This is a genomic window from Allomuricauda sp. M10 (assembly GCF_020782875.1).
In the GTDB taxonomy this organism is placed as follows: domain Bacteria; phylum Bacteroidota; class Bacteroidia; order Flavobacteriales; family Flavobacteriaceae; genus Flagellimonas.
The window spans coordinates 770,022-794,677 of the sequence record NZ_JAJGBN010000001.1 but is presented as its reverse complement, the minus strand read 5'-3'; the positions used below and the strand labels follow the sequence as shown (position 1 = coordinate 794,677).

Genomic DNA, 24,656 nt, shown 5'->3' with positions numbered 1-24,656 from the left:
ATATGCTATTTTTGCTGGGTGAATATACACCAAAAATATATCCTCCGCTGTATTGAACTTGCCAAAAAAGGACTGGGCACGACCGCTCCAAACCCTATGGTAGGTAGTGTCATTGTTCACAACGAAAAAATCATTGGCGAAGGATTTACCAGTCCGTATGGCGGGCCACATGCGGAAGTGAACGCCATTAATTCCGTGGTGGACAAAACTTTGCTGGCGTCATCCGCTCTTTATGTGACATTGGAACCGTGTTCGCATTACGGGAAAACCCCACCTTGTGCCGATTTGATAACTCAGTATAACATTCCAGAAGTCTACATCGGATTGAGGGACCCCCATGATAAAGTTGCAGGTAAAGGCATCCAGAAATTGGAAGAGTCAGGTTGCAAGGTGCACGTGGGTATTTTGGAACAGGAGTGCAGGGAACATCACAAAAGGTTTTTAACCTATCAAGAAAAGAAAAGGCCTTATATTATTTTGAAATGGGCCGAAACCCAAGATGGCTTTTTGGCTCCCGACCCATCCAAACGAAAAATGAATCCAGAACCTTATTGGATCACCAATGCGTATTCCAGACAATTGGTGCATCAATGGAGAAGTGAGGAACAGGCAATTTTGGTGGGTACAAATACCGTTTTAGCGGACAACCCAAAATTGAACACCAGGGATTGGGAAGGAAAAAACCCCATTCGGGTGGTTTTAGACAAAGACTTAAAAATCGGCACCGATTTCAATGTTTTGGACAAATCTGTAAAAACGGTTGTGATCACCCAAGTAAGTGACCGTTCAAAATATTTGAATGGAGTGGATTATGCCGTCATTGATTTTTCAAAGCCTCTAGCTGATCAAATTTGCCAAGTCCTTCATCAACATTCCATTACCAGTGTATTGATAGAAGGTGGTGCCAAGACCCTTCAATTGTTTATAAATGAAGGTCTTTGGGATGAAGCGCGGGTATTTGTGGGTCAAACCCGTTTTGAAAGTGGCATTCCGGCCCCAAAAATTGTTGGAAAATTGAAAAGTACCCAAAATATAGTATCGGACACCTTATCTATTTATACCCATGATTAAGAACATCATCTTTGATTTTGGCGATGTGCTCATCAACCTCGATAAACCTGCGACGGCCCGAGCCATGTTGCCTTATGGTTTTTCAGGGATTACACCCGGTCTCGATGGATTGTTCAAGGATTATGAGAAGGGATTGATTGAATCTACGGAATTCTTAAACGAGGTCTCCTCCCATTTCCCTGATGCCAATCGTGACTATTTGATTCAGGCTTGGAATGCCATTCTTTTGGATTTTCCCGAAGAACGTTTACAATTCTTGGAAGGGTTGGCAAACGAAAAGGAGTTCAGATTGTTCTTGTTGAGCAACACCAACGACCTGCATATGGAAAGTGTGAGACAACAAATGGGAATGAATCGGTACAACCGCTTTAAAAATTCGTTTGAGGTTTTTTATTTGTCCTATGAAATGGGAATGCGTAAACCGGATGAAGAAATTTTTCAATTTGTATTGGATGAAAATGGGTTGGTTGCCGAAGAAACCTTCTTTGTAGATGATGTTCAGGAAAACACCGATGCCGCAGCCAACCTCGGCATCAACATATGGAACCTTCAAGTGGGCCAAGAGGATATCACCCAATTAAAATCTCGTTTATAAATGTTAGCCCTTGCATTAAGTGTTCTGAGTTCCACTTGGATTTTTGTGGTTTTCAAATTATACGATGTGTACAAGGTTCAGACCTTGGTCGCCATCATCATCAACTATATTACGGCATGTACGGTGGGTTTCCTTTTATATGAAGGTCCAGTTAGTGCAACAGCAATTTTGAATACATCTTGGGCTTGGGGCCCCTTGGCCATGGGTGTTCTTTTCATCACCATCTTTAACTTGATGGCGAAAACGGCCCAAACTTCAGGGGTGTCGGTTGCTTCGGTAGCCACTAAAATGTCGTTGGTAATCCCCGTTATTATCGGTCTTCTATTCTATGGGGAACATTTGACGTTGTTGCAAACCCTTGGTATTTTATTGGCATTAGCGGCGGTTTATTTTGCATCCTTGAAAGAAAAGGGTATCACCATAAACCGAAAAGACTTGATTTTGCCCGTACTGGTTTTTCTGGGCTCCGGCGCCATTGATGCAAGCATCAAATATTTTGAAGAAAAACACTTGACCGACCAAGAAATCCCCATCTTCTCCTCCATGGTGTTTGGTTGTGCCGCATTATCCGGTCTTATATATATAGGTATAGGGGGCAAAAAACAGAACTTGAAGCTGAACCTCAAGAATGTGATCGGAGGGGTGGCCTTGGGTGTGCCCAATTATTTTTCCATTTACTTTCTTATTCAAGCCTTGCGAAGCAACAATTGGAGCAGCGCTGCGGTGTTTACCTTAAATAATGTAGCCATTGTTATGCTCTCGACCCTTTTGGGCATTTTACTGTTCAAGGAGCGATTGAGCATTAAAAATTGGGGCGGGGTGGCCTTGGCCATCATCAGTATTGTATTGGTAGCTTTATTTTGATGGAGAAAGCGGATGTATATAAAACGGTGGCCGAAACTTCCCCTGAAATTCTTTTCAAGGACAAGAAGAGCAAATTCTATGCAACCGTTCATCCCATAACTTCGGAGGAAGAAGTAAAACCAATCGTTGAAGAACTCAGAAAGAAATACCATACCGCCAACCATGTGTGTTATGCATGGCAATTAGGGGTAGAAAACCCATCTTATCGTGCCAATGACGATGGAGAGCCCAACAATTCGGCGGGAATGCCTATTTACGGTCAGATTCAAGCCTATGATCTCACCAATGTGCTCATCACCGTTACCCGGATATTCGGCGGGACCAAATTAGGGGTCGGTGGATTGATCCAAGCCTACCGAACGGCCGCCCAAATGGCATTGGAAGAAGCATTGATTGTAGAAAAGATTGTGGAAGCCCAGTTCAGATTAAAGTTCGGGTATTCGGAAATGGACAAGGTCATGCGCATCATCAAACAAAAAAACCTGAACATCGTTTCCCAAAAAATGGACATGAATTGCCAATTGATGCTTTCGGTTCGTTTGGGTGAATCGGATGCCATCTTTCAACTTTTCGATGAAATGCACACCGTGGAGATTGCGATTGTGAACTGAATTGATTTTCAGGGAAAATCCCATTTGACTTTCTCATCTGTGGTTATTAAAGAATCAAGACCGCTTTGCTACAAGAAACAAGAACCAACATTTACCTACTTCTTGTCTCCTGTCTCCAAAAAATCAATCTTCCAGTTTATCGAGAATATACTCAGGACATTTGATGGGCCTACCTGTTTTTTTGTCCATAAAGGCCAAAACGGTATGAGCGGTTGCCAATAGGTCCCCTGCCTCGTTGAATACCTTATAATCGAACTCGATCTTAACCAATGGTCTTGATGTGAGTTGGGTTTCCACTGTAAGAAGATCGTCGTACAGGGCAGATTTTTTATAATCGATATGTAAGGAAATTACCGGTAACATAATACCACTGTCTTCCATGCTTTTATAGGTGACCCCGAGGGCACGTAACCACTCCACCCTTCCCATTTCAAGGTATTGGGCATAGTTGCCGTGATAAACCACTCCCATTTGGTCTGTTTCTGCGTATCTTACTCGAAAAGAATGTGAATTAACGCCCATTTGTAATTGAAAAATTATATATTTAGAGGCTTGCTTTTTGCGGGGGTAACATGCGAAAAAAAAACAAGAGATTCAATGACAAATTGATTTTTTTTTTAAAAGAATTGTTCACATATTTGTCGCATCCAATGAGCATCTTGCTACCCCTTAGATGTTTAATCTGAAGTATTAAAGCTAACCATTAAAACAAGGAAAAACTTCATGAGTGTTACTGCTAATTCCGTATGGAACAACTGTTTGGCTTTTATCCAGGATAATATCCAACCGCAGGCATTCAAAACATGGTTTGAACCGATCAAGCCCATGAAGTTGACCGATAAGGCCTTGAGTATACAGGTGCCCAGCAAGTTTTTTTACGAGTGGTTAGAGGAGCATTATGTGAAGCTTTTGAAGGTAGCTTTGACCCGTGAACTGGGAGCCAATGCAAAGCTGATCTACATCATCAAGATGGAGAACAAATATGGCAACAAGGAACCCTTTACGGAACAGATTCCAAGTGCCAACCGAACTTCGGTAGGACCACAGGAACTGGATGTACCCATCACCTCCAAAAGCCCCGAACTGAAAAACCCTTTTGTGATTCCTGGGATACGAAACATCAAAATAGAGTCCCAGCTCAATCCAAACTATAACTTTGACAATTTCCTTGAAGGGGATTCCAACCGTTTGGCCAGATCGGCAGGTATGGCCGTTGCCAACAAACCGGGAGGCACCTCTTTCAATCCACTTTTGGTATTTGGTGGTGTTGGATTGGGAAAGACCCACTTGGCCCATGCCATTGGGGTTGAGATCAAGGACAAGTATCCTGAAAAAACGGTGTTGTATATCTCCGCGGAGAAATTCACCCAACAATATATTGAATCGGTAAAGAAGAACACCCGTAACGATTTTATCCATTTTTACCAGTTGATAGATGTACTCATTATTGATGACGTACAGTTCCTATCCGGTAAATCGGGAACCCAGGATGTGTTCTTCCATATCTTCAACCATTTGCACCAAAACGGCAAGCAGGTCATCTTGACTTCGGACAAAGCTCCTGTAGACATGCAGGACATTGAACAACGGCTTTTGTCCCGTTTTAAATGGGGGCTTTCAGCAGAACTGCAAAGTCCTGATTATGAGACACGTGTTTCTATCCTGAAGAATAAATTGTACAGGGATGGTGTTGAAATGCCAGAAGATATCATTGATCATGTAGCCCGGAACATCAAAACGAATATCCGCGAACTGGAAGGTGCCATCATTTCTTTGATTGCGCAATCCTCTTTCAACAAAAGGGAAGTAACTCTGGAACTCGCCCAACAAGTGGTGGAGAAGTTCGTGAAGAATACCAAACGCGAAGTATCCATTGACTACATCCAAAAAGTGGTATCCGATTACTTTGAAATGGATGTGGCCACCCTTCAATCCAAAACCAGAAAAAGGCATATTGTGCAGGCTAGACAATTGGCCATGTTCTTTGCCAAAAAATTTACCAAAGCTTCTTTGGCCAGTATCGGTTCCCAAATTGGGAAACGTGACCATGCCACTGTTTTGCACGCCTGTAAAACTGTGGACAACTTGGCCGAAACCGACAAACAGTTCCGCAAATACATTGACGACCTGAACAAAAAGTTCAGTTAGGAACCAATCCCCTTTTTATGAAAACCAAAGTCTTGATGGTCTGCTTGGGAAATATATGCAGATCACCCTTGGCCGAAGGCATATTGCAATCCAAAGTAGATCCCGATAACGTTTTTGTGGACTCCGCCGGTACCGCAGGGTATCATGTAGGCAATCCTCCAGATTCCAGATCCATTGCTGTCGCCAGAAAATATGGGTTGGACATCAGTCGTCAAAAATGCAGACGTTTTTCCGAGATGGATTTCATGGAGTTCGATCATATCTATGTAATGGACCGAAGCAATTATTCTAACGTGGCCAGTTTAGCGACCAATGCAATGGAAGCCAGCAAAATAAAGCTATTGCTGGATGAAGTGGATTTGGGCATTGACGAGGTTCCCGATCCTTATTACGGAGGAGAGGATGGCTTTGAAAAAGTCTACAAAATGATCGATATGGCTTGTGAAGCCATCGCAAAAAAGCTAAATTGAACCTATGCAAGAGCCAAAACCAGGTTTAGTGGTCGGTAAGGTATATTTAATCCCCACAACATTGGGAGACAATGCCCCATTGGAGGTACTTCCCATTTCTGTAAAGGGCACCATAGAGCGTATCGACCATTATATTGTGGAGAACGAGAAAACCGCGAGGCGTTTCATCAAAAGGATCAGTCCAAACAAACCACAACCCAACCTGAAACTGCAACCCCTGAACAAATACACCAACCCTGCCGTAATCCCTTCTTATTTAGACCCTTGCATTCATGGATTTGATATTGGGGTTTTGTCAGAAGCCGGTTGTCCAGGCATTGCTGATCCCGGTTCGGAAGTGGTAAGAGTGGCCCATGAGAAGAGAATTCAAGTGGTTCCCTTGGTGGGACCTTCCTCTATATTGATGGCCATGATGGCAAGTGGCATGAACGGACAGAATTTTGCCTTTAACGGCTATCTTCCCATTGATCTTGCCGAAAGGAAAAATGTATTGAAGCAATTGGAACGGACTTCGCAGGAAAAGGGCCAATCCCAAATTTTTATGGAAACGCCCTATCGCAACAACAAACTTTTGAAAGACCTGCTCAAAATTTTGCATAAATCCACAAGGCTGTGCATTGCTTGTGACATTTCATTACCCACGGAATTCATCAAAACGAAAAGTGTCCACGAATGGGGAGAAATAGAAATCGACCTGGACAAAAGACCTACCATCTATATTTTACAAGCATAAAAAACCCGGAACATAAGTCCGGGTTTTTAATTTTGTGATGCTCACGCTATACTTTAGCGTTCTTTTTCTGCTCTATTTTGGAGATATCGTACCCCGCAAACTTTTTCAAGTAATACGAAATACTACTTCCATACGCATCCGTTACATCTTCTTGCCCATAAGAACGTAGATATTTCTTCACGTTTCCGGCTCCGGCCAAATGTGCCGCTGCCAAAATACCTGACTCAGTAACTTCAATCCCTCCTATCTTTTTACCCATAAAACGTTTGATATCTCTTCTCAATATCCATTTGTTACGGGCAATATTGGTTGCAAAGGCCTTCTCTTGAAGTTCGGGACTGTCCAAGAAAGTGTCCATGTCATAGATACCCATCAAATTAAGGGTACTACTTCCAAATTGATACTTTCCTAAATAGCCCAAAGTATTTACAACGTGATATCTTCCTTGGGATTCTTTAAAGGCCAGCGCCTCTTTAAAACCGTTATAGGCTTTACCCAAAAAAGGAGGGGTTACTTCATCAACATCAAGACCCGCAATGGAATCCAATGGTGCAAAGATTTCAGACCCGGTCGCTACCTTCAACGAATCGGGAACGGTAAAATCCCCTTTTTTCATTATAGTGTACGATCCAAAACTGGTCAAAACTACGATCATGGCAAGATGTAGAGCAATTCTAATCCATCTTTTCATATAGTTCCTATTTAAGATTTCCAGACCAAGGTCCAGAAATAAAATTTCGGCCGGCAAATATAGGGGGAGACATTTTTTTAACAGTTATAAAGCTCATAAGATTTTCTTAAATGAGACTTAAAATCCGTTAAAAGGCTGAAAATTAACGTCAAGGAGGGTTATCTGAGCACTTTTTGCTCATTCAGCCATCGGGTGTATTGCACTTTATTTCGGTTGTGTTGCTCCAAGGTTTTGGCAAACATGTGGTATCCGAAGTTGGAAACGTCCGCTACAAAATAGAGATAATCGTGTTTTTCGGGATTCAAAACTGCATCAATGGAAGAGATGTCTGGCATAGTGATTGGACCCGGAGGAATACCCACATATTTATAGGTGTTATAGGGGGAATCCATTTCAAGGTCGCGGTACAATACCCGTTTGATGATGGTGTCATAATTGCCCGTTTCCTTTTTAATCGCATAGATTACCGTTGGATCAGCCTGAAGGAACATTCCTTTTCTTATCCGGTTCAAATAAACCCCGGCAACCCGTGGTCGCTCGTCCGATTTTACGGTTTCCTTTTGAACAATGGCTGCCAAGGCTATGACCTCATTTGGGGTAAGATTCATTTTTTTGACCTTGGCCAAACGGTCCTCGTTCCAAAAACGCTCATATTCTTTGAACATGCGGTCCCTGAAACTTTCGGCATTGGTGTTCCAGAAAAATTCATAGGTATTGGGCAGGTACATGCCCAATTTGGAATCTTCGTCAAAATGGGAGGCATTCAAAAAACCCGGATCATTAAATGCTTGGTATAAAGAGACACTATCGGCTTCTATTTGTTCCGAAATCCTTCCTGCCAAATCCTGCAATGATTCCTGGTTGTTGAACGAAACCCGTACCGGTAAGTTGGCACTTCGTAAGGTATTGATGATCTCATTGTTGTTCATCCTCTTTTTTAGCGCATACTTACCTGGTTTGATGTTGACAATATATCCTTTACGCTTTGCAACGGCCTCAAAAGAAGAAATGTTCTTCAATAAGGGTTGCAGGGATTCTTTAACATCAGCAAAAGAAGCATCGGAATGGATGTACACAAACGCTTCGTCATTGTTGAACTGGGTATTGGGGCTAAAAATGGCACTGTAAATTTGATACGCGATGAACCCGCAGATCAATAATCCCAAAATGGCCGTGGCCCAAAGTACTCGTTTAAGATTCATCCGAATTTATCTTTTGAAACATGATTTCATTTTTGAACCCTGAACTGGTCCTGATCCATTCTTTTTTGACCCCGATCTTTTCAAAACCTATTTTTTCAAAAAGGTGGATACTGGATTCGTTGTCTTCTAAAATATTGGCAAAAAGTTGGTGCAAGTCCAAAACGGAAAAAGCATAATTGCATAGCAATGACAAGGCCTCGGCCCCTGTTCCTTTGTTTCGGGCATCTGGACGGGCAATCACAATTCCGATACCTGCCCTACGGTTTTTGGGATCAAAATCGAACAAATCGATCAAACCGATACATTCCCCCTCCAAATCACAAATACACAAACGAAGTTGCTTTACTTCATAAATGTCAAGATGGGCATTTTCCAAATATAACTGCAATACCTTTTTGGAGTACGGTTTTAGGGTACCGCTGATTTCCCAAATGGAAGTGTCGTTTTCCAGCTGGTAAAGGAAATCCAGGTCGGACGGTTCCAAAGCCCGCAGTACTACTTTATCCCCTTTTAGCTTCAACATTCGATTTCACCTTGATATACTTGTTTGGCCGGACCTTTCAAAAATATATTGGTGTACCCGCCATTATGTTGTTCAAAACTGATGGACAAATCACCACCCAAAGTATGGATATACACTTGATTGGCTTTGGTTTTTCCGGCAGTATGCATGGCCAAAGCCACAGCGGTAACCCCGGTACCACAGGAAAATGTTTCATCCTCCACCCCTCTTTCATAGGTTCTTACCTGAAAGGTTTCTGAGTCTTCTTGCTCCACAAAATTGATATTGCTTCCCGCTTGTCCGTAAAGGCCGTAGCGTAACTTTTTACCTTCCTTGTGCACATCAAAATGACTAAGATCCTTTACCAATTGTACGTGATGGGGAGAGCCGGTATCCAGAAAACTGTAGGCAGGTTTTTCATGCACTTCCTCAACATCTACCATTTTAAGGTTCACGGTGTCACCTTCCACTTCGGCATAATGCAAGCCGTCCACAGCGTTGAAGGTTGTTTCCCTATCCACAATGCCCAAAAAATGGGCAAAAGCAACAAGGCATCTTCCACCGTTTCCGCACATTGTACCCTCTTCCCCATCAGCATTATAGTACACCATTTTAAAGTCGGCCGTATCGTCATTTTCCAAAAGGATGAGTCCGTCCGCACCGATACCGAACCGGCGGTCGCAAAGATGTGCCACCAATTGGGTGTTGGTTTTGGGGAACTTGCCCTCGCGATTGTCCAAGATCACGAAATCGTTGCCCGTACCTTGATATTTAAAAAACTGTAGTTTCATCATTTGCTACAAAGGAACAAATTTAGGGCATTTTTTAAGGAATTTTTTGGAGTTAAAACAGCGTTAAACAAACAAATGAAAAAATGGATTTCCTTTAATTTTGTTAGAGCTAAATGTTAAATAATTATCGAATTATGAAGAGAATAGCCAGTTTGTTCCTTGTCTCCCTTTTTGCAGGGGCCATTACATTAGGGGCGTACAAGATGTTTTTTGAAAAAGAAAATTACAAATGGGTGACCACCGCTCAGGAAAACCCCATAATCAATACAAGCAACCTGCCGACCTCGCCGAGAGGGGCCGGAATCAATGAAGTGGATTTCACCCTGGCTGCTGAAAAAACCGTAAACTCCGTGGTACACGTAAAAAACCTGACCCTGAGCAAGGGGCCTACAAGCCTTTCGGATTTTTTTTATGGTTTTGAACGTCAACAGGTTCCGCAAGTTGGAACAGGCTCTGGGGTGATTATTTCCCCTGACGGTTATATTGTGACCAACAACCACGTAATTGCCAATTCGAGTCAATTGCAGGTTACCCTGAACAACAATAAGAATTATGATGCCAAAGTCATTGGGGCCGATGAGGACTATGACATTGCCCTTTTGAAAATCGATACAGAAGAATCCCTTCCCTATTTGGCTTTTGGCGATTCTGACAATGCGAAGATCGGGGAATGGGTGTTGGCCGTGGGCAACCCTTTCAACTTAACATCCACCGTAACAGCTGGAATCGTGAGTGCAAAAGCAAGATCATTATCTCCACAAAAACCACAATCCTTTATTCAGACCGATGCAGCCGTAAACCCCGGTAACAGTGGTGGAGCCCTTGTAAACACCAATGGGGATTTGATCGGTATCAATACCGCCATTACCTCCCAAACCGGTTCCTATGTGGGTTATGCGTTTGCCGTTCCCAGTAATATTGCCAAAAAAGTAGTGGAAGACATTATGGAGTTCGGTAATGTTCAAAAAGGACTATTGGGAATCAAAGGGGGCGACCTGAACCCTGAAGCCGCCACCGAATTGGGAATTGATGATCTTGAAGGAGTATATATTTCCGAAGTGACCGAAGAATCAGGCGCAGCCAATGCCGGACTCATGAAGGGCGATATCATCAAACAAGTAGATAACCAATCCGTTCATAAATTTTCGGAACTAACAGGTTATCTTTCTGCCAAACGCCCGGGCGATGTAGTTAAAGTGATGGTGGAACGGGATGGTGAAAACATCATCAAAGATGTAACCCTTACCAAACAAACCAGTATTCTGCTCCCCGCAACTGGATTTACGGTAAAAAATCTTTCCAAAGAGGACAAAAAGAAATTTGGAGTATCAAAAGGTGTGAAGATAATCGACGTACCGGAGGCTTATGGAAGGTACGGTCTCAAAAACAAGGTCATTATTGAAGTAGACGGTAACGAAGTAACCAATATGGATGACGCCAAAAAGTATTTTGGCGAAATCACACGATATGGAAGGACGAGTTTTACCATGATCAACGAAAATGGCGAAAAAGAACATATGATCCTGCAATAAAAAGTGCAGAAAAAACACGTAAGGCACCTGTAAAAAGGTGCCTTTTTTTATATTCATTTTCCTTTACGAAAACGATTGAAATATCTAATTTAGCCGAAATTTTCAACCCTATCAGCACAGTTTAAATCCATGAGTGATATTAAAAATTACGAAAAAGAACTTGCTTTTCAAGCAGATAGAAGAAAAGCTACGACAGAATTCATCAAAATTATCAGCGACCTATGGTACGACAAGGCCATAGAAGTAGTTCTCTTCAAAAACCAGATTATCGACAAAAACGTAAGTGACATCATCAACCTGCACGAATATGCCGGGGAATTTGTGCAAAAACCTATTTCAATTTTCGATTCGGTGGAAATTTTGAGGGCCATCAATGACATCAACCTACCTCCTGCCAAATTGGATATCGGCAAATTGACCTACGAATACCATTCCGATGAGAACAATGACCTGAATGTAAAGGCTTTTGTCATAGAAAAATTAAAGGATGCGCAGACTACCAAGGCCATAAAACCAAAGGATGTAGTCCTTTACGGATTTGGAAGGATAGGTAGACTTGTGGCAAGGGAACTGATGGCCAAAACCGGTCGTGGAAGCCAACTCCGACTGCGGGCCATTGTGGTTCGGGATGAGTTGACACCGGATATGCTGGAAAAAAGGGCTGCATTGCTCAAAACGGATTCCGTACACGGGCAATTTACAGGCACTGTGGATATTGATACCAAAAATGAGGCGTTGATCATTAATGGTACCACCGTAAAACTCATTAGGGCCAGCAAACCGGAAGATATTGATTATACCAAATATGGCATCTACAATGCCCTGATCATTGACAATACCGGGGTTTTTAGAGATCAAAAGGAATTATCCCGTCATTTGGACGCCAACGGTGCTGGAAAAGTATTGTTGACCGCTCCAGGAAAGGAAGTTCCTAATGTAGTTCATGGAGTGAACCATAAAAACTTTGATCCGGACAAGGTCAAGATTTTTTCTGCTGCATCGTGCACCACCAATGCCATTACACCTATTTTAAAGGTTATTGAAGATTCTTTGGGCATCAAAAAAGGCCATTTGGAAACCATCCACGCCTACACCAATGACCAGAACTTAGTGGACAACATGCACAGCAAATACCGGCGCGGAAGAGCTGCAGCACTGAACATGGTCATCACCGAAACGGGTGCTGGAGAGGCCGCTGCCAAAGCACTTCCTTCCCTAAAGGGAAAATTGACCTCGAACGCCATTCGGGTTCCGGTTCCCAACGGATCTTTGGCCATTTTACATCTGGAAGTAAAAAACAAGACCTCCAAAGAAGGCATCAATACCATCTTGAAAAAATATGCGCTGGAAGGTGATCTTGTGGAACAGATCAAATATTCATTGAGCAACGAATTGGTGTCTTCCGACATCGTAGGAACCTCTGCCCCATCTGTTTATGACAGTACGGCGACCCTAGTATCCGCAGACGGGAAAAGTGTGGTACTCTACATATGGTATGATAACGAATACGGATATTCCCATCAAGTTGTGCGTTTGGCGAAATATATCGCCAAGGTTAGGCGTTATACGTATTATTAAGATCAGGTAACCCGGATTTACCGCTCCAGGAATCAGGTTTTTCTTTTGATTTTTGGTTTAATGGTGTACTTTCGTTTTACCCTTAATCTAAATTTTACGAGAATCTATTTGACCATGAAGCATTTACGAACACTTTTAGTACTAGCACTACTTATCCCTATTTTCAGCCTACAAGCGCAGGAGGACGAAACAACCGAGTCTACAGACACTACCCTTAAAGGCCAGTTTGAGGATCTGGAACGGGTATCCACCAATTACAGATCCACCAACGGAGTGGCCTATGAGGTCATTAAATTATCGAGCCTGAACGACATCAAAAAGAATATTTTTGATACGATCAGTACGGCCAATAAAACCATTAAAGAGCTGACCGGGACCATCAATGCCAACAACGCTGAAATTGAGAGCCTGAACAACAAACTGCAGGAAACCACCAATAACCTGAACAATGTAACCGAGGAAAAAGACAGCATTTCTTTCTTTGGAGCCTTGATCAGCAAAGGAGCTTATAATTTCATCCTGTGGTCCATCATTTTTGGACTCCTGTTGTTGTTGCTTTTCTTTATCTACCGATTTAGGAACAGTAATTTCTTAACGCAACAGGCCAAATCGGCACTAGCGGAGTTGGAAGAGGAATATGAGACCCATCGCCGCAGATCCTTGGAGCGCGAGCAAAAAATTAGTCGCCAGTTACAGGACGAATTGAACAAGCAGAAAAAGTCATAATATCAGGCTTCCTTCGGGAAGCCTTTTTATTTCTACATGTTGTTTCAGCTTTCCTTACTTTTGGGGCGAAATAAAATTCAGGAACCATGTCCATGCGGATTGATATCATAACCGTACTCCCCGAACTATTGAAAAGTCCTTTTGAAGCATCCATCTTAAAAAGGGCCATTGAAAAGGACCTGGTGGAAATCCATTTGCACAATTTAAGGGATTATGCCACGGGAAAGTATAGGCAAATTGATGATTACCAATTTGGAGGCGGTGCAGGCATGGTAATGATGGTAGAACCCATTGACAAGTGTATTTCGCAATTAAAGGCAGAGCGGGATTACGATGAAATCATCTACATGACCCCTGATGGTACAACACTGAACCAACGGATGGCCAACGAACTTTCCCTAAAGGGAAACCTGATCATTTTATGTGGACATTATAAAGGTGTGGACCAAAGGGTCCGGGATATGTTCGTGACACGGGAAATTTCCGTAGGTGATTATGTGCTCTCTGGGGGCGAATTGGCGGCTGCCATCTTATGTGATGCCATCATAAGGTTGCTTCCCGGAGTTTTGAATGATGAAACTTCTGCCTTGACCGATACCTTTCAGGACAATCTTTTGGCACCTCCAGTATATACCAGGCCTGCGGAGTACAAAGGAAGGGAAGTCCCAAAAATTTTGTTGAGCGGCAACCTGCCCGAAATCGAAAAATGGAGGGAGCAACAATCTATGGAGCGTACCCAAGAAAGAAGGCCAGACCTATTAAAATAGGGGCTTTCCACTAAAAATCAAAAAACACCTTGCCAATTCTAAATATTGCATTACTTTTGCAATCTCAAAATCAACCTCTGACGAGATACGTGAAAGTTGGTTCTGGTAAACGCTAAAAAACAAACAATGGAATCCTTAATAAAATTTGTTGAAGACGAATTTGTTCCAAAAAAAGACTTCCCAGAATTTTCATCCGGTGATACCATCACCGTGTATTACGAAATCAAGGAAGGTGAAAAAACACGTACCCAGTTCTTCAAAGGAGTGGTAATCCAAAGAAGAGGGAGCGGTGCAACCGAAACCTTTACTATTCGTAAAATGTCAGGTACCGTTGGTGTAGAGAGAATTTTCCCTATCAACATGCCAGCTTTGCAACGAATTGAGGTAAACAAAAAAGGTAAAGTACGTAGATCCAGAATCTTCTACTTCAGAGGTCTTACCGGTAAAAAGGCCCGTATCAAGGAAGTTAGGGGCTAATCCAATTAGCACCTTATCTAAAAAAGCACCCAATATGGGTGCTTTTTTTATGAACAATTGTTAATAACATCGGTTCATATATTGTTGATTTTAAATCCGTTACAAAATTTGCGCTTTTCATTCTTTATACTACTTTAGTGAAAGAAATATGACGGTGATACCATCACAGGAATATTTCAACTTTTAAAGTTGACGTTCTTTAAAAAACCGAGATTTCCCTTTTAATTGGTAACACTACTGATCACAAAAGGAATTTCAAATTGAAACAGGCCTATGGTCAGGCTCAAGGAGAAATAGTAAATTTTATGTGCGAACGGGAAGGCAATTTCCAGTTTTGATAAAGTTTAGGAAAGAATCGGAACACTTTGTAACACGGGGCTCGATCGAAAGATGGGTAAACCGGGCAAAGAAAACGTTGAAGGGGCGAAAGAGGCAATCACAGATTGCAGTACTGTAGCAACACAGAACAACTCTTACGATCCCATTCTGAAAGCCATATCTATGTGAAAACAAAGATATGGCTTTTGTTTTTTTGTGATAATCCCGCCGCATAGCCTATATTTAGACCTTCCATAGTAAGTGCACCATACATAAATTGTATATTTGCACCGCTCAAACATAACACATATAAATGGCTAAAATTTTTTACACCAAAACAGACGAGGCACCTGCCTTGGCCACCTTATCCTTCCTTCCTATTGTAAAATCCTTTACCGAGACCGCCAATATTTCCATTGAGACCAAGGACATCTCTTTAGCTGGACGTATTGCCGCTATTTTTCCGGAATATTTGACGGACGATCAAAAGGTTGCCGATGACCTGGCCATTTTGGGAGAACTTGCGAAAGCACCCGAAGCCAATATCATAAAATTGCCCAATATCAGTGCCTCCATTCCCCAGTTGAAAGAAGCCATTGCGGAATTACAGAAAAAAGGATACAACCTTCCTGATTATCCGGATGATGCCAAGACCGAGGAAGAAAAGACCATCAAGGCAAAGTATGACAAGGTAAAGGGAAGTGCCGTAAACCCCGTGTTAAGGGAAGGCAACTCCGATCGCAGGGCCCCAAAGGCCGTAAAAAATTACGCCAAGGCACATCCCCACTCTATGGGCGCCTGGGCATCGGATTCCAAAACCCATGTAGCCACTATGGACCATGGCGACTTCAAATCCAATGAAAAATCACTGACCACAACCGAGACCTGCGATATTCGTATCGATTTGGTAGACACCAAAGGTGGGGTCACGGTATTGAAAGACAAGATTGCCCTTCAAAAAGGAGAGATCATTGACGCCACAGTTATGAGCAAGAAGGCGTTGGTTGAATTCCTATCCAAAGAAATTGAGGATGCTCGCAAAAATCATCTATTGTTGTCCTTGCACTTTAAGGCAACCATGATGAAGGTTTCCGATCCTATTATTTTCGGTCATGCTTTAAGAGTTTATTTTGCTGAGCTTTTCAAAAATTACGGGGAAACCTTTGAAAAATTGGGAATCAATGCCAATAATGGTCTTGAAACCTTATTGAACAAAATAGGTCAATTACCAGAAGACCAACATCAAGAAATCAAGGCTGCCATTGCCAAAAGCATTGAAAACGGTCCTGATCTGGCCATGGTGAATTCTGAAAAAGGCATTACGAACCTACACGTTCCAAGCGATGTGATCATAGATGCTTCGATGCCGGCCATGATCCGTAATTCAGGGAAAATGTGGGATAAGAATGGCAAATTGCAGGATACCAAAGCTGTTATTCCTGACAGTAGCTATGCCGGCGTTTATCAAGCTACCATCGATTTTTGTAAAGAAAATGGAGCTTTTGACCCCACTACCATGGGTACGGTGCCCAACGTAGGTCTTATGGCCCAAAAAGCTGAGGAATACGGTTCCCATGACAAGACTTTTGAGATCACAACCTCAGGTACCGTGAAAGTGGTGAACATTGCCACTGGTGAAACCTTGATTCAGCACAATGTTGAAGAAGGGGATATTTGGAGGATGTGCCAAGTGAAGGATGCACCGGTTCAAGATTGGGTAAAATTGGCTGTTTCCCGTGCCAAGGCCACTGATACACCTGCCATTTTTTGGTTGGATGATGAAAGGGCACACGACATTGAATTGATCAAGAAGGTAAATATTTACCTGAAGGATTACGACACCAAAGGTTTGGATATTAGAATCCTTTCCCCTATCGAGGCGACAAAATTCACGTTGAAACGAATCAAAGAAGGCAAGGATACCATTTCAGTCTCCGGAAACGTATTGAGGGATTACCTGACCGACCTCTTCCCAATTTTGGAAGTGGGAACCAGTGCCAAAATGCTTTCCATTGTTCCGTTGATGAACGGTGGCGGATTGTTTGAAACAGGTGCTGGAGGTTCTGCTCCCAAGCACGTGGAGCAATTCTTGGAAGAAGGTCACTTGCGATGGGATTCCCTTGGGGAGTTCTTGGCCTTGGCCGTTTCATTGGAATTCTTCAGCGAAAAAAACAACAATAAAAAAGCACAGGTTTTGGCCGAAGCTTTGGACAAAGCAACGGAAGAGTTCTTGAACAACGATAAATCTCCTTCCAGATCGGTTAATGAAATTGACACGAGGGGCAGTCATTTTTATTTGACCTTGTATTGGGCAAAACAATTGGCAGCGCAGAACGACGATGCCGATCTAAAGGCAACTTTCGGTAAAGTTTATCAGGAATTGTCCACAAACGAAGCAAAAATCGCCCAAGAATTGATTGATGCCCAAGGTGCTGCAGTAAACATTGGAGGCTATTATCTTCCAGATGCAGAATTGGCATCTAAAGCCATGCGCCCGAGTGCAACATTGAACAAAATCCTGGATCGTATCGCTTAGATCTCATCTTGGAAATTCATAACCATAAGGCGCACAAGGAATAACCTTGTGCGCCTTATTTTTTTGGTAATCAGCCTTTATGTTAAAATTGGATGGGGCGAAATGGTTTGTTTCCATCGTTCGATTCAATTTTGTATTTTTAAAAAAACCAATCAAAATGCCCAAACATCTTCTCGCACTTTTGCTTGCCCTGTTTGGGCATTTTTATGTGCTCATTGCCCAAGAAAAATATACGCTTAGCGGAACCGTATCGGAAGCCACAAGCAACGAGACCCTCATCGGTGTAACCATTGCGGTAACAGAATTGCGCACTGGTACTACCACCAACGAATACGGATTTTACTCCTTGACCCTTCCAAAAGGTGAATATCGCATTACCGTTAGTTATTTGGGCTTTCAGGATATTGTTGAGACGATCAACCTGAATAAAAACTTGAAGAAAGACTTCAACTTGGCCGAAGAAGCTGAAGAACTTGAAGAAGTGGTGGTTACCGATGATGCGGAACGATTGGACATTAGAAAGCCCCAAATGAGCGTGAATACCCTAGCGGCACAAACCATAAAACAGATTCCGGTGGTGCTGGGCGAGGCGGATGTCATCAAATCGTTGTTGCTGCTCCCTGGGGTCACCAATGCAGGCGAAGCTTCTTCTGGATTCAATGTTAGGGGCGGTGCAACCGATCAAAACCTGATTCTTTTGGATGAAGCCACCGTTTTTAATTCTTCCCACCTGTTCGGGTTCTTTTCAGTTTTTAATCCCGATGCCATCAAAGATGTAAAACTTTTTAAAGGAGGAATTCCGGCCCGCTATGGAGGTAGGGTGTCCTCAGTTTTGGAAATTTTTCAAAAAGAGGGAAATAGCAAGGACTTTAAAGTGAACGGTGGTATTGGTGCCGTTGCCAGTAGATTGCTTTTGGAAGGACCGATAAAAGATGAACGAACAGCATTTTTGGTCGGGGGCCGCGCTTCGTATGCACATTTGTTCCTCCCGTTGTTCGATGTCAACAATAAGGCCTATTTCTATGATCTGAACGCCAAGATCAACCATAAGATCAATGAGAACAACAACATTTTCCTTTCTGGGTATTTTGGCAGGGACCTTTTCAGCGTCAACGATAAGTTTGTGAATACTTACGGGAACGCTGTGGGTAATTTTAGGTGGAACCATCTGTTCTCCGAGAAATTATTTTCGAACCTCTCCTTGATCTATTCGGATTATTATTATGGCTTAGAGCTTGATTTTGTGGGATTTGAATGGGATTCTGGCATCCAAAACTTCAATCTGAAGTACGACTTAAAGCATTACCTAAATGATAAGCTCCAACTGAACTACGGCATACAGAACACGTATTATGTGTTCAATCCGGGTAAAATCAAACCGAATAGTCCCAGTTCAGGGATCGTTGAGGAACAATTGACCAAAAAATATGCCAACGAGAATGCCATTTATTTGGATGTAGAACACGATTTGACCGAAAAATTGAGCGTGGAGTATGGTCTAAGGGTGAGTCAGTTCAACCGTTTGGGTCAGGACGAATTCTATGTTTATGAAGACAACAATCCCGTTATTTTTGATCCATTTACCTTGGTATATCGGGAAGCCCAACCCATTGACACCATCAACCCAGGTCGTGGTGGCACCTTGAAAAAATACCTCAATTTGGAGCCAAGGGTGTCTGCTTCTTACAATTTTAATGGCAAGAGCTCCGTAAAGGCGAGTTATACCCGTCTGGCGCAGTATCTGCACCTCCTTTCCAATACCAGTTCCCCTACCCCTCTGGATGTTTGGACGCCAAGCGGTCCTTTTGTGAAACCGCAGTTGTTAGATCAGTATGCCGTAGGATATTTTAGGAACATTAAAAACGGTCGGTATAGCTTTGAAACCGAAGTGTACTACAAAGACATTCAGAATAGGATCGATTATATAGACGGTGCCAACCTGATTGCCAATAATGCCATTGAACAAGTCATTTTAAACGGGATGGCAAGGGCATTCGGTATCGAGTTTTTACTTCGGAAAAATGAGGGAAGGTTTACCGGATGGCTAGCTTATACCCTATCGCGATCCGAACAACGAACACCTGGCCGAGATCTAGGTTTGGATACCGGGAGGTCTGACCTTGAAACCGGGATTAATTTAGGGGAATGGTATAGCACTCCTTATGACAAGACACACGACCTTGCTCTATTTGGAAGCTTCGACCTAAACGAGAAATGGAATTTCAACGCCAATTTCATCTTTCAAACAGGGCAGCCCACCAATTATCCCATCGGGCAATTTGAAATTGAAGGTGTGGTGGTACCCTATTATGGCCCTAGGAACAAAGTAAGGCTTCCCGACTATCATCGGTTGGACCTTTCGGCTACCTTGACCCCAAAACGAAATCAGCGTAAAAAAGTGCAATCGGAATGGGTGTTCAGTTTGTACAATGTTTATAATAGAAAAAACGCGGCCTCCATCAATTTTAGGGAAAATGAGGATACCGGCAGGCGCGAAGCCCTAAGAACATCAATATTTGGGATTATCCCTTCCGTAACCTATAACTTTAAATTTTAGGCGCTATGAAAAGATTTTGGATATATGTTGTTGTAGCCTTGACCTTCATTTCTTGTGAAGATGTTATCGATGTGGAACTTCCAGAGGTAGAAACCCGTTTAGTGGTGGGAGGCATCTTAAAAGTGGACAAAAGCCAGGAATTTGTGGATGTTAGGATTGCCATGAAGGAGACCAGCAGTTATTTTGAGGACAACCAGCCCACGCAGGTGGAAAGTGCTGTCATTTATTATGGAAGACCTACTAGGGATGGACTTTTTGAAAGTCTTTCGTTTTCTCATCTGATTGAAGAAGAACCGGGAACCGGCATTTATATACCCAACCCTAATTTTACGGAAGACCAAAGAATACGCACCGCTTATGTGGAGCCCGGTATTACTTTCATTATGGAGATTACCCATAAAGGTCGACGGTACTATGCACGGACCGATTATGCCCCTGCGGTTCCTTTGGATAATCTGGAGCAAGGAGACGATACCCTTTTTGATGATGAGGAAACGGAGGTCATCGTTTCATTTACCGATGATCCAGAGGCTCAAAACTTTTATATTTTCGATTTTGGATTTGGGGAATTTCAAGCAGTTGAAGATCAATTTTTTAATGGACAGGAATTTCAGTTCTCCTATTTCTATGACAGCAATTTGAATGTAGGTCAAGATGTAACTGTCAGTATTTGGGGAGCCACGGAAGACTTTTACAATTACATGGATTTGGTTGTGGAACAGACTACCGACAACCTAGGAGTGTTCCAAACCCCTGTGGCAACGGTCAGGGGTAATGTTTTTGATATCACCGGATTGGACAATATTGACATTTTTGACAATGTGGAACGTCCCAATGATTATGCCCTTGGTTATTTTGCGGTTTCCCAGGTGTACTCCCAAACCATTACCATTCAATAGTAGGGCTCTCACAGTACCATATAAAGTAGAAGGACCATCAATATCCCTACAAGTCCCTGCATTAAGGTTCCCAAGGTATGACCGCGTAATGCTGTTTTCACATTCATATTGGAAAATTGGGAAACCACCCAAAAATAACTATCGTTGATGTGGGATACGGTCATGGCTCCTGCCCCAACGGCCAAAACAGCCAAAGCTTTATCCGTAACACCAACAAGACCAAAGGTTTCCAACAAGGGTGCTATAATGGCCGAGGTGGTGATAATGGATACGGTTGAAGAGCCTTGGGCCGTTTTCAGGATGGCCGCAATCACAAAGGCAATCAACAACCCTCCCATTCCTGAACTAGATTCCAAGTTGATAAGGGAAGCAATATCAATCGTTCTTAAAATACCACCAAATGCACCACCAGCGCCTGTAATCAACACAATGGAACCTGCTTGTTTAAAGGCTTCGGCAACCCATCCTTCCTTTTCTTTTGACGGTACTTTTTTTCCTAATGAAAAAGCAAGGAAAACCCCGATCAACAAGGCGATTATAGGACTTCCTAAAAAATCCAAAATCTTAAAGACCAAACCGTTACCCAAAGGGTAAGTAGGATAATTGACGATGGATTTTAAAGCAATCAATAGGATGGGCGCCAACAATGGCATAAAGGCTTGAATGGGTTTGATACCGTAATTGGGCTCCTCTGTATTTTCTTTAACGGATACGGCTTCCTCATCTTCTTTTAGGGATTTTCCAATGTGCTTCGCCCAAAAGTAACCAGCCAAAGAAACGGGAATGGACACTAACAAACCCAAGAGTAAGACCAATCCCAAATCGGCTTCCAAAATGGCGGCAGCAGCCAATGGCCCTGGTGTTGGAGGCACAAAAACATGGGCCGAATACAAACCTGTGGCCAACGCAATGGCAAACACCAATGCCGGAATTCCTGTTTTCTTACTGATCGCCTTGTTCAAAGAGGAAAGGATGATAAATCCCGAATCGCAAAAAACGGGTATGGAAATGACATATCCGGCGAGATTGATGGCCAGCGGTGACCGTTTCAAACCAATCCATTTTAAAATGCTATTCGCCAACACTTGGGTACTTCCCGTTTTTTCCAAATAAATCCCGATAACGGTACCAAAAGCAATTACCAATCCGATTCCTGAAAGCGTTTTGCCAAAACCATCCCCGATGATGGTCATGATATCCTGAGGGGAAAGTCCCAATAAAAAACCAGATGCCACAGCCGCTATGGTAAGGGAGAAAATGGGGTGCATCTTAAACTTCACAGTGGCCAAAATGATGAAGAGGACAACCGCGGCAAGAACTAGTATTTCCATGGTTAATTTTTGTGCATTACCCTCTAAATATAAGTTAATATTCCTACTTTGGTCCTATGAGGCATACGGACAAGGAACTTTTGGTCAAAGGCTTAAAATCATTCGGATTCACTGTATTGGCAATGTTCATGGGCCCCTTTTTAATTTATGAGGCCTTTAAGAACGAAGGTCATTTTCTCTACATACCCGTTTTGATCCTTGGCATTTTGTTTGCCGGATTGGCCATTTATTTGGGATTCCGTTCGGTAAGTATTGTGATGGATGCCGTTTTTGGCAAAAAGACCAAGAACTAGTTTTTGGAAGCTGGGGAATTAACTTTCCACTTATTCGATAATTGGGCGTAATCATAGTCCAGCACCGAATTTTGCCGCACCAGTTGATTCGCTGAAAACGCACGTTGTAAGATATCCTCGATCAAATAATCCTCAAGGACCTCTTCGGGTAAAAATTCCTCTTTCAAACTGATTTTGAACATACTGGCCGTGGTGTTGTACCAAAAGGCACGCCAGCCACTCCTCAATTCCTTCACCAAATCAAAAGCGGTCTCCCCTGTTTGTCTGTGGATCAATTTCACCAAAATCTGACCTTCGGTACGGGTCAATTTTTTGAGTTCAGCTGAAAACTCTTCTTCAATATATTTCTGAACTTTTTTGGTATATTTTTTTTGATGTCGTTTCTTCGTGATGTGCTGCAGACTATCGTTCAACTCCACCAATCGCTCCGCAGCCAACTTGGCATATGGGTACACTTTCAAGGTCTTTCTACGAAGGATCAAATACCGAAGACGCTCGTTCTTATCCGCAAATTGAAGCTTCCCAAAAATATAAACCTCATCCAGTGCAATGGAGCTCATTAAAATGGAATCACCTTCAAAACGGACGTAGTAATCCTCCACGGAATCCTTAGGAAACAATAATGAATCCTTTTCGGTTTCCTGGGAAAACCCAAGGGACCAAATCATCAGAAAAAAGCCAAAAATGAAAGTCCGAAACATACGGTCCATTTGTCTAAAGTCCTGCCAAAATTACATATAAAGGTATGATTTGGTTATTAAATAAAAGTGAATATTCTTATGTTTGTGTACTAAATCAGACGTATGGCATCAGCTAAGATCATCAATAAAAAGTCCCTTGAATTTCTTGAAAAATATTTGAACAACCCATCGCCCACTGGCTATGAATGGGAGGGTCAAAAAATTTGGATGGACTACCTAAAACCCTATGTTGACGAATTTATCACGGATACCTACGGTACCGCCGTGGCCGTCATCAACCCGAAGGCCGAATACAAGGTGGTGATCGAGGGGCATTCCGATGAAATTTCTTGGTACGTTAATTATATCACTGACAATGGCCTGCTGTACGTTATCCGTAATGGAGGAAGTGACCACCAGATCGCGCCATCCAAATGGGTGGACATCCATACCAAAAAGGGTGTTGTTAAAGGTGTTTTCGGTTGGCCCGCCATCCATACACGCGACCGTGCTAAAGAAGAAGCACCAACCTTAGAAAATATCTTTATCGACATAGGTGCCAAAGACAAAGCCGAAGTAGAGAAAATGGGCGTTCACGTGGGTTGCGTGATCACCTATCCTGATCAATTCCATATCCTGAACAAGGATAAGTTCGTTTGTCGTGCCTTGGATAACCGCGTAGGTGGATTTATGATTGCGGAAGTGGCCCGACTGCTCCATGAAAACAAGAAAAAGCTGCCTTTTGGGCTTTACGTGACCAACTCTGTTCAGGAAGAAATTGGTCTTCGCGGTGCTGAAATGATTACCCAGACCATTAAGCCGAACATTGCCATTGTAACCGATGTTTGCCATGATACGACCACTCCTATGATCGACAAAAAGAAGGAGGGGGAAATCTTGATCGGTTCCGGACCTGTGGTTTCCTATGCCCCGGCAGTGCAGAATAAGCTCAGGGAACGCATTATTGAAACCGCAGAAGGGAAAAAGATTCCTTTCCAACGTTTGGCATCATCACGTTATACAGGTACGGATACGGACGCCTTTGCCTACAGCAACGGTGGTGTGGCCTCCGCTTTGATTTCCTTGCCTTTGCGCTACATGCATACCACTGTGGAAACGGTGCACAAGGAGGACGTGGAAAACGTAATCCGTTTGATCTATGAAACTTTGTTGACCATCAAAGAAGGAGAAACGTTCAGTTATTTTGATTAACTAATGGGTCATTTGGAGCATAGCATCTGATCTTAGATTAGATTCTTCAGTCGCAAAGCTCCTCCAGAATGA

General features: G+C 42.7%; 24 protein-coding genes. 17 read left to right on the top strand and 7 right to left on the bottom strand.

Features of this window, described 5'->3' with window-relative positions; all coding sequences use genetic code 11:
• The first annotated feature begins 18 nt into the window (after nucleotides 1–18).
• From ribD to LKX84_RS03695, 4 genes are read left to right on the top strand one after another with little or no spacing between them, the layout of a single operon-like run.
• Complete coding sequence (gene ribD / locus LKX84_RS03710; protein WP_228235765.1) at nucleotides 19–1,071, top strand: bifunctional diaminohydroxyphosphoribosylaminopyrimidine deaminase/5-amino-6-(5-phosphoribosylamino)uracil reductase RibD; 1,053 nt, start codon at nucleotides 19–21, stop codon at nucleotides 1,069–1,071.
• A complete protein-coding gene (locus tag LKX84_RS03705; RefSeq protein ID WP_228235764.1) occupies nucleotides 1,064–1,666 on the top strand; it encodes an HAD family hydrolase in 603 nt (200 codons plus the stop codon). The genes ribD and LKX84_RS03705 overlap by 8 nt, the downstream gene beginning before the upstream one ends.
• Nucleotides 1,667–2,530, top strand: a complete 864-nt coding sequence (locus LKX84_RS03700; RefSeq protein WP_228235763.1) for a DMT family transporter — start codon at nucleotides 1,667–1,669, stop codon at nucleotides 2,528–2,530.
• A complete protein-coding gene (locus tag LKX84_RS03695) occupies nucleotides 2,530–3,141 on the top strand; it encodes an IMPACT family protein (protein WP_228235762.1) in 612 nt (203 codons plus the stop codon). The genes LKX84_RS03700 and LKX84_RS03695 overlap by 1 nt, the downstream gene beginning before the upstream one ends.
• Before the next feature lie 123 nt (nucleotides 3,142–3,264).
• Here the strand turns inward: LKX84_RS03695 and LKX84_RS03690 are convergent, their stop codons facing one another.
• Nucleotides 3,265–3,663, bottom strand: coding sequence for an acyl-CoA thioesterase (locus LKX84_RS03690; RefSeq protein WP_228235761.1), 399 nt, complete (start codon nucleotides 3,661–3,663; stop codon nucleotides 3,265–3,267).
• Between the two features lie 201 nt (nucleotides 3,664–3,864).
• Here LKX84_RS03690 and dnaA point away from each other — a divergent pair, with 201 nt between their 5' ends.
• Genes dnaA through LKX84_RS03675 form a run of 3 tightly spaced genes read left to right on the top strand, consistent with a single transcriptional unit; the run spans nucleotide 3,865 to nucleotide 6,492 of the window.
• The gene (gene dnaA / locus LKX84_RS03685) at nucleotides 3,865–5,289 is read left to right on the top strand and encodes a chromosomal replication initiator protein DnaA (protein ID WP_228235760.1); all 1,425 of its coding nucleotides are present in this window, start codon (nucleotides 3,865–3,867) and stop codon (nucleotides 5,287–5,289) included.
• 17 nt (nucleotides 5,290–5,306) lie between these two features.
• Complete coding sequence (locus tag LKX84_RS03680; RefSeq protein ID WP_228235759.1) at nucleotides 5,307–5,759, top strand: low molecular weight protein-tyrosine-phosphatase; 453 nt, start codon at nucleotides 5,307–5,309, stop codon at nucleotides 5,757–5,759.
• A gap of 4 nt (nucleotides 5,760–5,763) precedes the next feature.
• Entirely contained in the window at nucleotides 5,764–6,492 is a 729-nt protein-coding gene (locus tag LKX84_RS03675) for an SAM-dependent methyltransferase (protein WP_228235758.1), read from the top strand.
• A 46-nt stretch (nucleotides 6,493–6,538) separates the two neighbouring features.
• On the opposite strand, the gene LKX84_RS03670 is transcribed toward LKX84_RS03675, so the two are convergent.
• The 4 genes from LKX84_RS03670 to dapF form a co-directional block, all read right to left on the bottom strand.
• Nucleotides 6,539–7,183 carry a hypothetical protein gene (locus LKX84_RS03670; RefSeq protein ID WP_228235757.1) on the bottom strand — a complete coding sequence of 215 codons (645 nt, stop codon included), beginning with the start codon at nucleotides 7,181–7,183 and terminating at the stop codon, nucleotides 6,539–6,541.
• 158 nt (nucleotides 7,184–7,341) lie between these two features.
• Nucleotides 7,342–8,385 carry an endolytic transglycosylase MltG gene (gene mltG, locus LKX84_RS03665; RefSeq protein ID WP_228235756.1) on the bottom strand — a complete coding sequence of 348 codons (1,044 nt, stop codon included), beginning with the start codon at nucleotides 8,383–8,385 and terminating at the stop codon, nucleotides 7,342–7,344.
• Nucleotides 8,375–8,908: a GNAT family N-acetyltransferase gene (locus LKX84_RS03660; protein ID WP_228235755.1), complete on the bottom strand. Its 534-nt coding sequence runs from the start codon at nucleotides 8,906–8,908 to the stop codon at nucleotides 8,375–8,377. The genes mltG and LKX84_RS03660 overlap by 11 nt, the downstream gene beginning before the upstream one ends.
• Complete coding sequence (dapF, locus tag LKX84_RS03655; RefSeq protein WP_228236081.1) at nucleotides 8,902–9,678, bottom strand: diaminopimelate epimerase; 777 nt, start codon at nucleotides 9,676–9,678, stop codon at nucleotides 8,902–8,904. Before dapF ends, LKX84_RS03660 begins: the two co-directional genes overlap by 7 nt.
• Nucleotides 9,679–9,812: 134 nt before the next feature.
• Between dapF and LKX84_RS03650 the strand changes: the two genes are divergently transcribed.
• The 8 genes from LKX84_RS03650 to LKX84_RS03615 all read left to right on the top strand — a co-directional run bounded on the left by LKX84_RS03650 (nucleotide 9,813) and on the right by LKX84_RS03615 (nucleotide 21,068).
• Nucleotides 9,813–11,210: a trypsin-like peptidase domain-containing protein gene (locus LKX84_RS03650; protein WP_228235754.1), complete on the top strand. Its 1,398-nt coding sequence runs from the start codon at nucleotides 9,813–9,815 to the stop codon at nucleotides 11,208–11,210.
• A gap of 129 nt (nucleotides 11,211–11,339) precedes the next feature.
• Nucleotides 11,340–12,788 (top strand): glyceraldehyde-3-phosphate dehydrogenase, encoded by a 1,449-nt coding sequence (locus LKX84_RS03645; RefSeq protein WP_228235753.1) that lies wholly within the window; start codon nucleotides 11,340–11,342, stop codon nucleotides 12,786–12,788.
• A 114-nt stretch (nucleotides 12,789–12,902) separates the two neighbouring features.
• On the top strand, nucleotides 12,903–13,514 hold the full coding sequence (locus LKX84_RS03640) for a tRNA (guanine-N1)-methyltransferase (protein ID WP_228235752.1): 612 nt from the start codon (nucleotides 12,903–12,905) through the stop codon (nucleotides 13,512–13,514).
• Nucleotides 13,515–13,606: 92 nt separating this feature from the next.
• The gene (trmD, locus tag LKX84_RS03635; RefSeq protein ID WP_228236080.1) at nucleotides 13,607–14,281 is read left to right on the top strand and encodes a tRNA (guanosine(37)-N1)-methyltransferase TrmD; all 675 of its coding nucleotides are present in this window, start codon (nucleotides 13,607–13,609) and stop codon (nucleotides 14,279–14,281) included.
• A gap of 126 nt (nucleotides 14,282–14,407) precedes the next feature.
• A complete protein-coding gene (gene rplS, locus LKX84_RS03630; protein ID WP_228235751.1) occupies nucleotides 14,408–14,758 on the top strand; it encodes a 50S ribosomal protein L19 in 351 nt (116 codons plus the stop codon).
• Between the two features lie 631 nt (nucleotides 14,759–15,389).
• Nucleotides 15,390–17,612, top strand: coding sequence for an NADP-dependent isocitrate dehydrogenase (locus LKX84_RS03625; RefSeq protein ID WP_228235750.1), 2,223 nt, complete (start codon nucleotides 15,390–15,392; stop codon nucleotides 17,610–17,612).
• A gap of 157 nt (nucleotides 17,613–17,769) precedes the next feature.
• Nucleotides 17,770–20,169: a TonB-dependent receptor gene (locus LKX84_RS03620; RefSeq protein WP_228235749.1), complete on the top strand. Its 2,400-nt coding sequence runs from the start codon at nucleotides 17,770–17,772 to the stop codon at nucleotides 20,167–20,169.
• A gap of 5 nt (nucleotides 20,170–20,174) precedes the next feature.
• Nucleotides 20,175–21,068 carry a DUF4249 family protein gene (locus tag LKX84_RS03615; RefSeq protein ID WP_228235748.1) on the top strand — a complete coding sequence of 298 codons (894 nt, stop codon included), beginning with the start codon at nucleotides 20,175–20,177 and terminating at the stop codon, nucleotides 21,066–21,068.
• Nucleotides 21,069–21,076: 8 nt separating this feature from the next.
• Here LKX84_RS03615 and LKX84_RS03610 read toward each other — a convergent pair whose 3' ends face one another.
• Nucleotides 21,077–22,399, bottom strand: a complete 1,323-nt coding sequence (locus LKX84_RS03610; RefSeq protein WP_228235747.1) for a GntP family permease — start codon at nucleotides 22,397–22,399, stop codon at nucleotides 21,077–21,079.
• Nucleotides 22,400–22,455: 56 nt separating this feature from the next.
• On the opposite strand from LKX84_RS03610, the gene LKX84_RS03605 reads away from it, so the two are divergent.
• Complete coding sequence (locus LKX84_RS03605) at nucleotides 22,456–22,692, top strand: DUF6095 family protein (RefSeq protein WP_228235746.1); 237 nt, start codon at nucleotides 22,456–22,458, stop codon at nucleotides 22,690–22,692.
• On the opposite strand, the gene LKX84_RS03600 is transcribed toward LKX84_RS03605, so the two are convergent.
• On the bottom strand, nucleotides 22,689–23,393 hold the full coding sequence (locus LKX84_RS03600) for a DUF4294 domain-containing protein (RefSeq protein ID WP_228235745.1): 705 nt from the start codon (nucleotides 23,391–23,393) through the stop codon (nucleotides 22,689–22,691). The two genes, LKX84_RS03605 and LKX84_RS03600, sit on opposite strands and share 4 nt — an antisense overlap.
• Nucleotides 23,394–23,495: 102 nt before the next feature.
• Here LKX84_RS03600 and LKX84_RS03595 point away from each other — a divergent pair, with 102 nt between their 5' ends.
• Nucleotides 23,496–24,584 carry a M42 family metallopeptidase gene (locus LKX84_RS03595; RefSeq protein WP_228235744.1) on the top strand — a complete coding sequence of 363 codons (1,089 nt, stop codon included), beginning with the start codon at nucleotides 23,496–23,498 and terminating at the stop codon, nucleotides 24,582–24,584.
• Nucleotides 24,585–24,656: the final 72 nt, after the last annotated feature.

Coding starts and splice junctions, on each gene's coding strand:
- LKX84_RS03620 (WP_228235749.1), top strand. CDS start 17,770: ATGCCCAAACATCTTCTCGCACTTTTGCTTGCCCTGTTTGGGCATTTT.
- LKX84_RS03695 (WP_228235762.1), top strand. CDS start 2,530: ATGGAGAAAGCGGATGTATATAAAACGGTGGCCGAAACTTCCCCTGAA.
- LKX84_RS03675 (WP_228235758.1), top strand. CDS start 5,764: ATGCAAGAGCCAAAACCAGGTTTAGTGGTCGGTAAGGTATATTTAATC.
- trmD (WP_228236080.1), top strand. CDS start 13,607: ATGCGGATTGATATCATAACCGTACTCCCCGAACTATTGAAAAGTCCT.
- LKX84_RS03595 (WP_228235744.1), top strand. CDS start 23,496: ATGGCATCAGCTAAGATCATCAATAAAAAGTCCCTTGAATTTCTTGAA.
- LKX84_RS03705 (WP_228235764.1), top strand. CDS start 1,064: ATGATTAAGAACATCATCTTTGATTTTGGCGATGTGCTCATCAACCTC.
- LKX84_RS03610 (WP_228235747.1), bottom strand. CDS start 22,399: ATGGAAATACTAGTTCTTGCCGCGGTTGTCCTCTTCATCATTTTGGCC.
- dnaA (WP_228235760.1), top strand. CDS start 3,865: ATGAGTGTTACTGCTAATTCCGTATGGAACAACTGTTTGGCTTTTATC.
- LKX84_RS03600 (WP_228235745.1), bottom strand. CDS start 23,393: ATGTTTCGGACTTTCATTTTTGGCTTTTTTCTGATGATTTGGTCCCTT.
- dapF (WP_228236081.1), bottom strand. CDS start 9,678: ATGAAACTACAGTTTTTTAAATATCAAGGTACGGGCAACGATTTCGTG.
- LKX84_RS03670 (WP_228235757.1), bottom strand. CDS start 7,183: ATGAAAAGATGGATTAGAATTGCTCTACATCTTGCCATGATCGTAGTT.
- LKX84_RS03640 (WP_228235752.1), top strand. CDS start 12,903: ATGAAGCATTTACGAACACTTTTAGTACTAGCACTACTTATCCCTATT.
- LKX84_RS03660 (WP_228235755.1), bottom strand. CDS start 8,908: ATGTTGAAGCTAAAAGGGGATAAAGTAGTACTGCGGGCTTTGGAACCG.
- LKX84_RS03615 (WP_228235748.1), top strand. CDS start 20,175: ATGAAAAGATTTTGGATATATGTTGTTGTAGCCTTGACCTTCATTTCT.
- LKX84_RS03700 (WP_228235763.1), top strand. CDS start 1,667: ATGTTAGCCCTTGCATTAAGTGTTCTGAGTTCCACTTGGATTTTTGTG.
- rplS (WP_228235751.1), top strand. CDS start 14,408: ATGGAATCCTTAATAAAATTTGTTGAAGACGAATTTGTTCCAAAAAAA.
- LKX84_RS03650 (WP_228235754.1), top strand. CDS start 9,813: ATGAAGAGAATAGCCAGTTTGTTCCTTGTCTCCCTTTTTGCAGGGGCC.
- LKX84_RS03680 (WP_228235759.1), top strand. CDS start 5,307: ATGAAAACCAAAGTCTTGATGGTCTGCTTGGGAAATATATGCAGATCA.
- mltG (WP_228235756.1), bottom strand. CDS start 8,385: ATGAATCTTAAACGAGTACTTTGGGCCACGGCCATTTTGGGATTATTG.
- LKX84_RS03645 (WP_228235753.1), top strand. CDS start 11,340: ATGAGTGATATTAAAAATTACGAAAAAGAACTTGCTTTTCAAGCAGAT.
- LKX84_RS03625 (WP_228235750.1), top strand. CDS start 15,390: ATGGCTAAAATTTTTTACACCAAAACAGACGAGGCACCTGCCTTGGCC.
- LKX84_RS03605 (WP_228235746.1), top strand. CDS start 22,456: ATGAGGCATACGGACAAGGAACTTTTGGTCAAAGGCTTAAAATCATTC.
- LKX84_RS03690 (WP_228235761.1), bottom strand. CDS start 3,663: ATGGGCGTTAATTCACATTCTTTTCGAGTAAGATACGCAGAAACAGAC.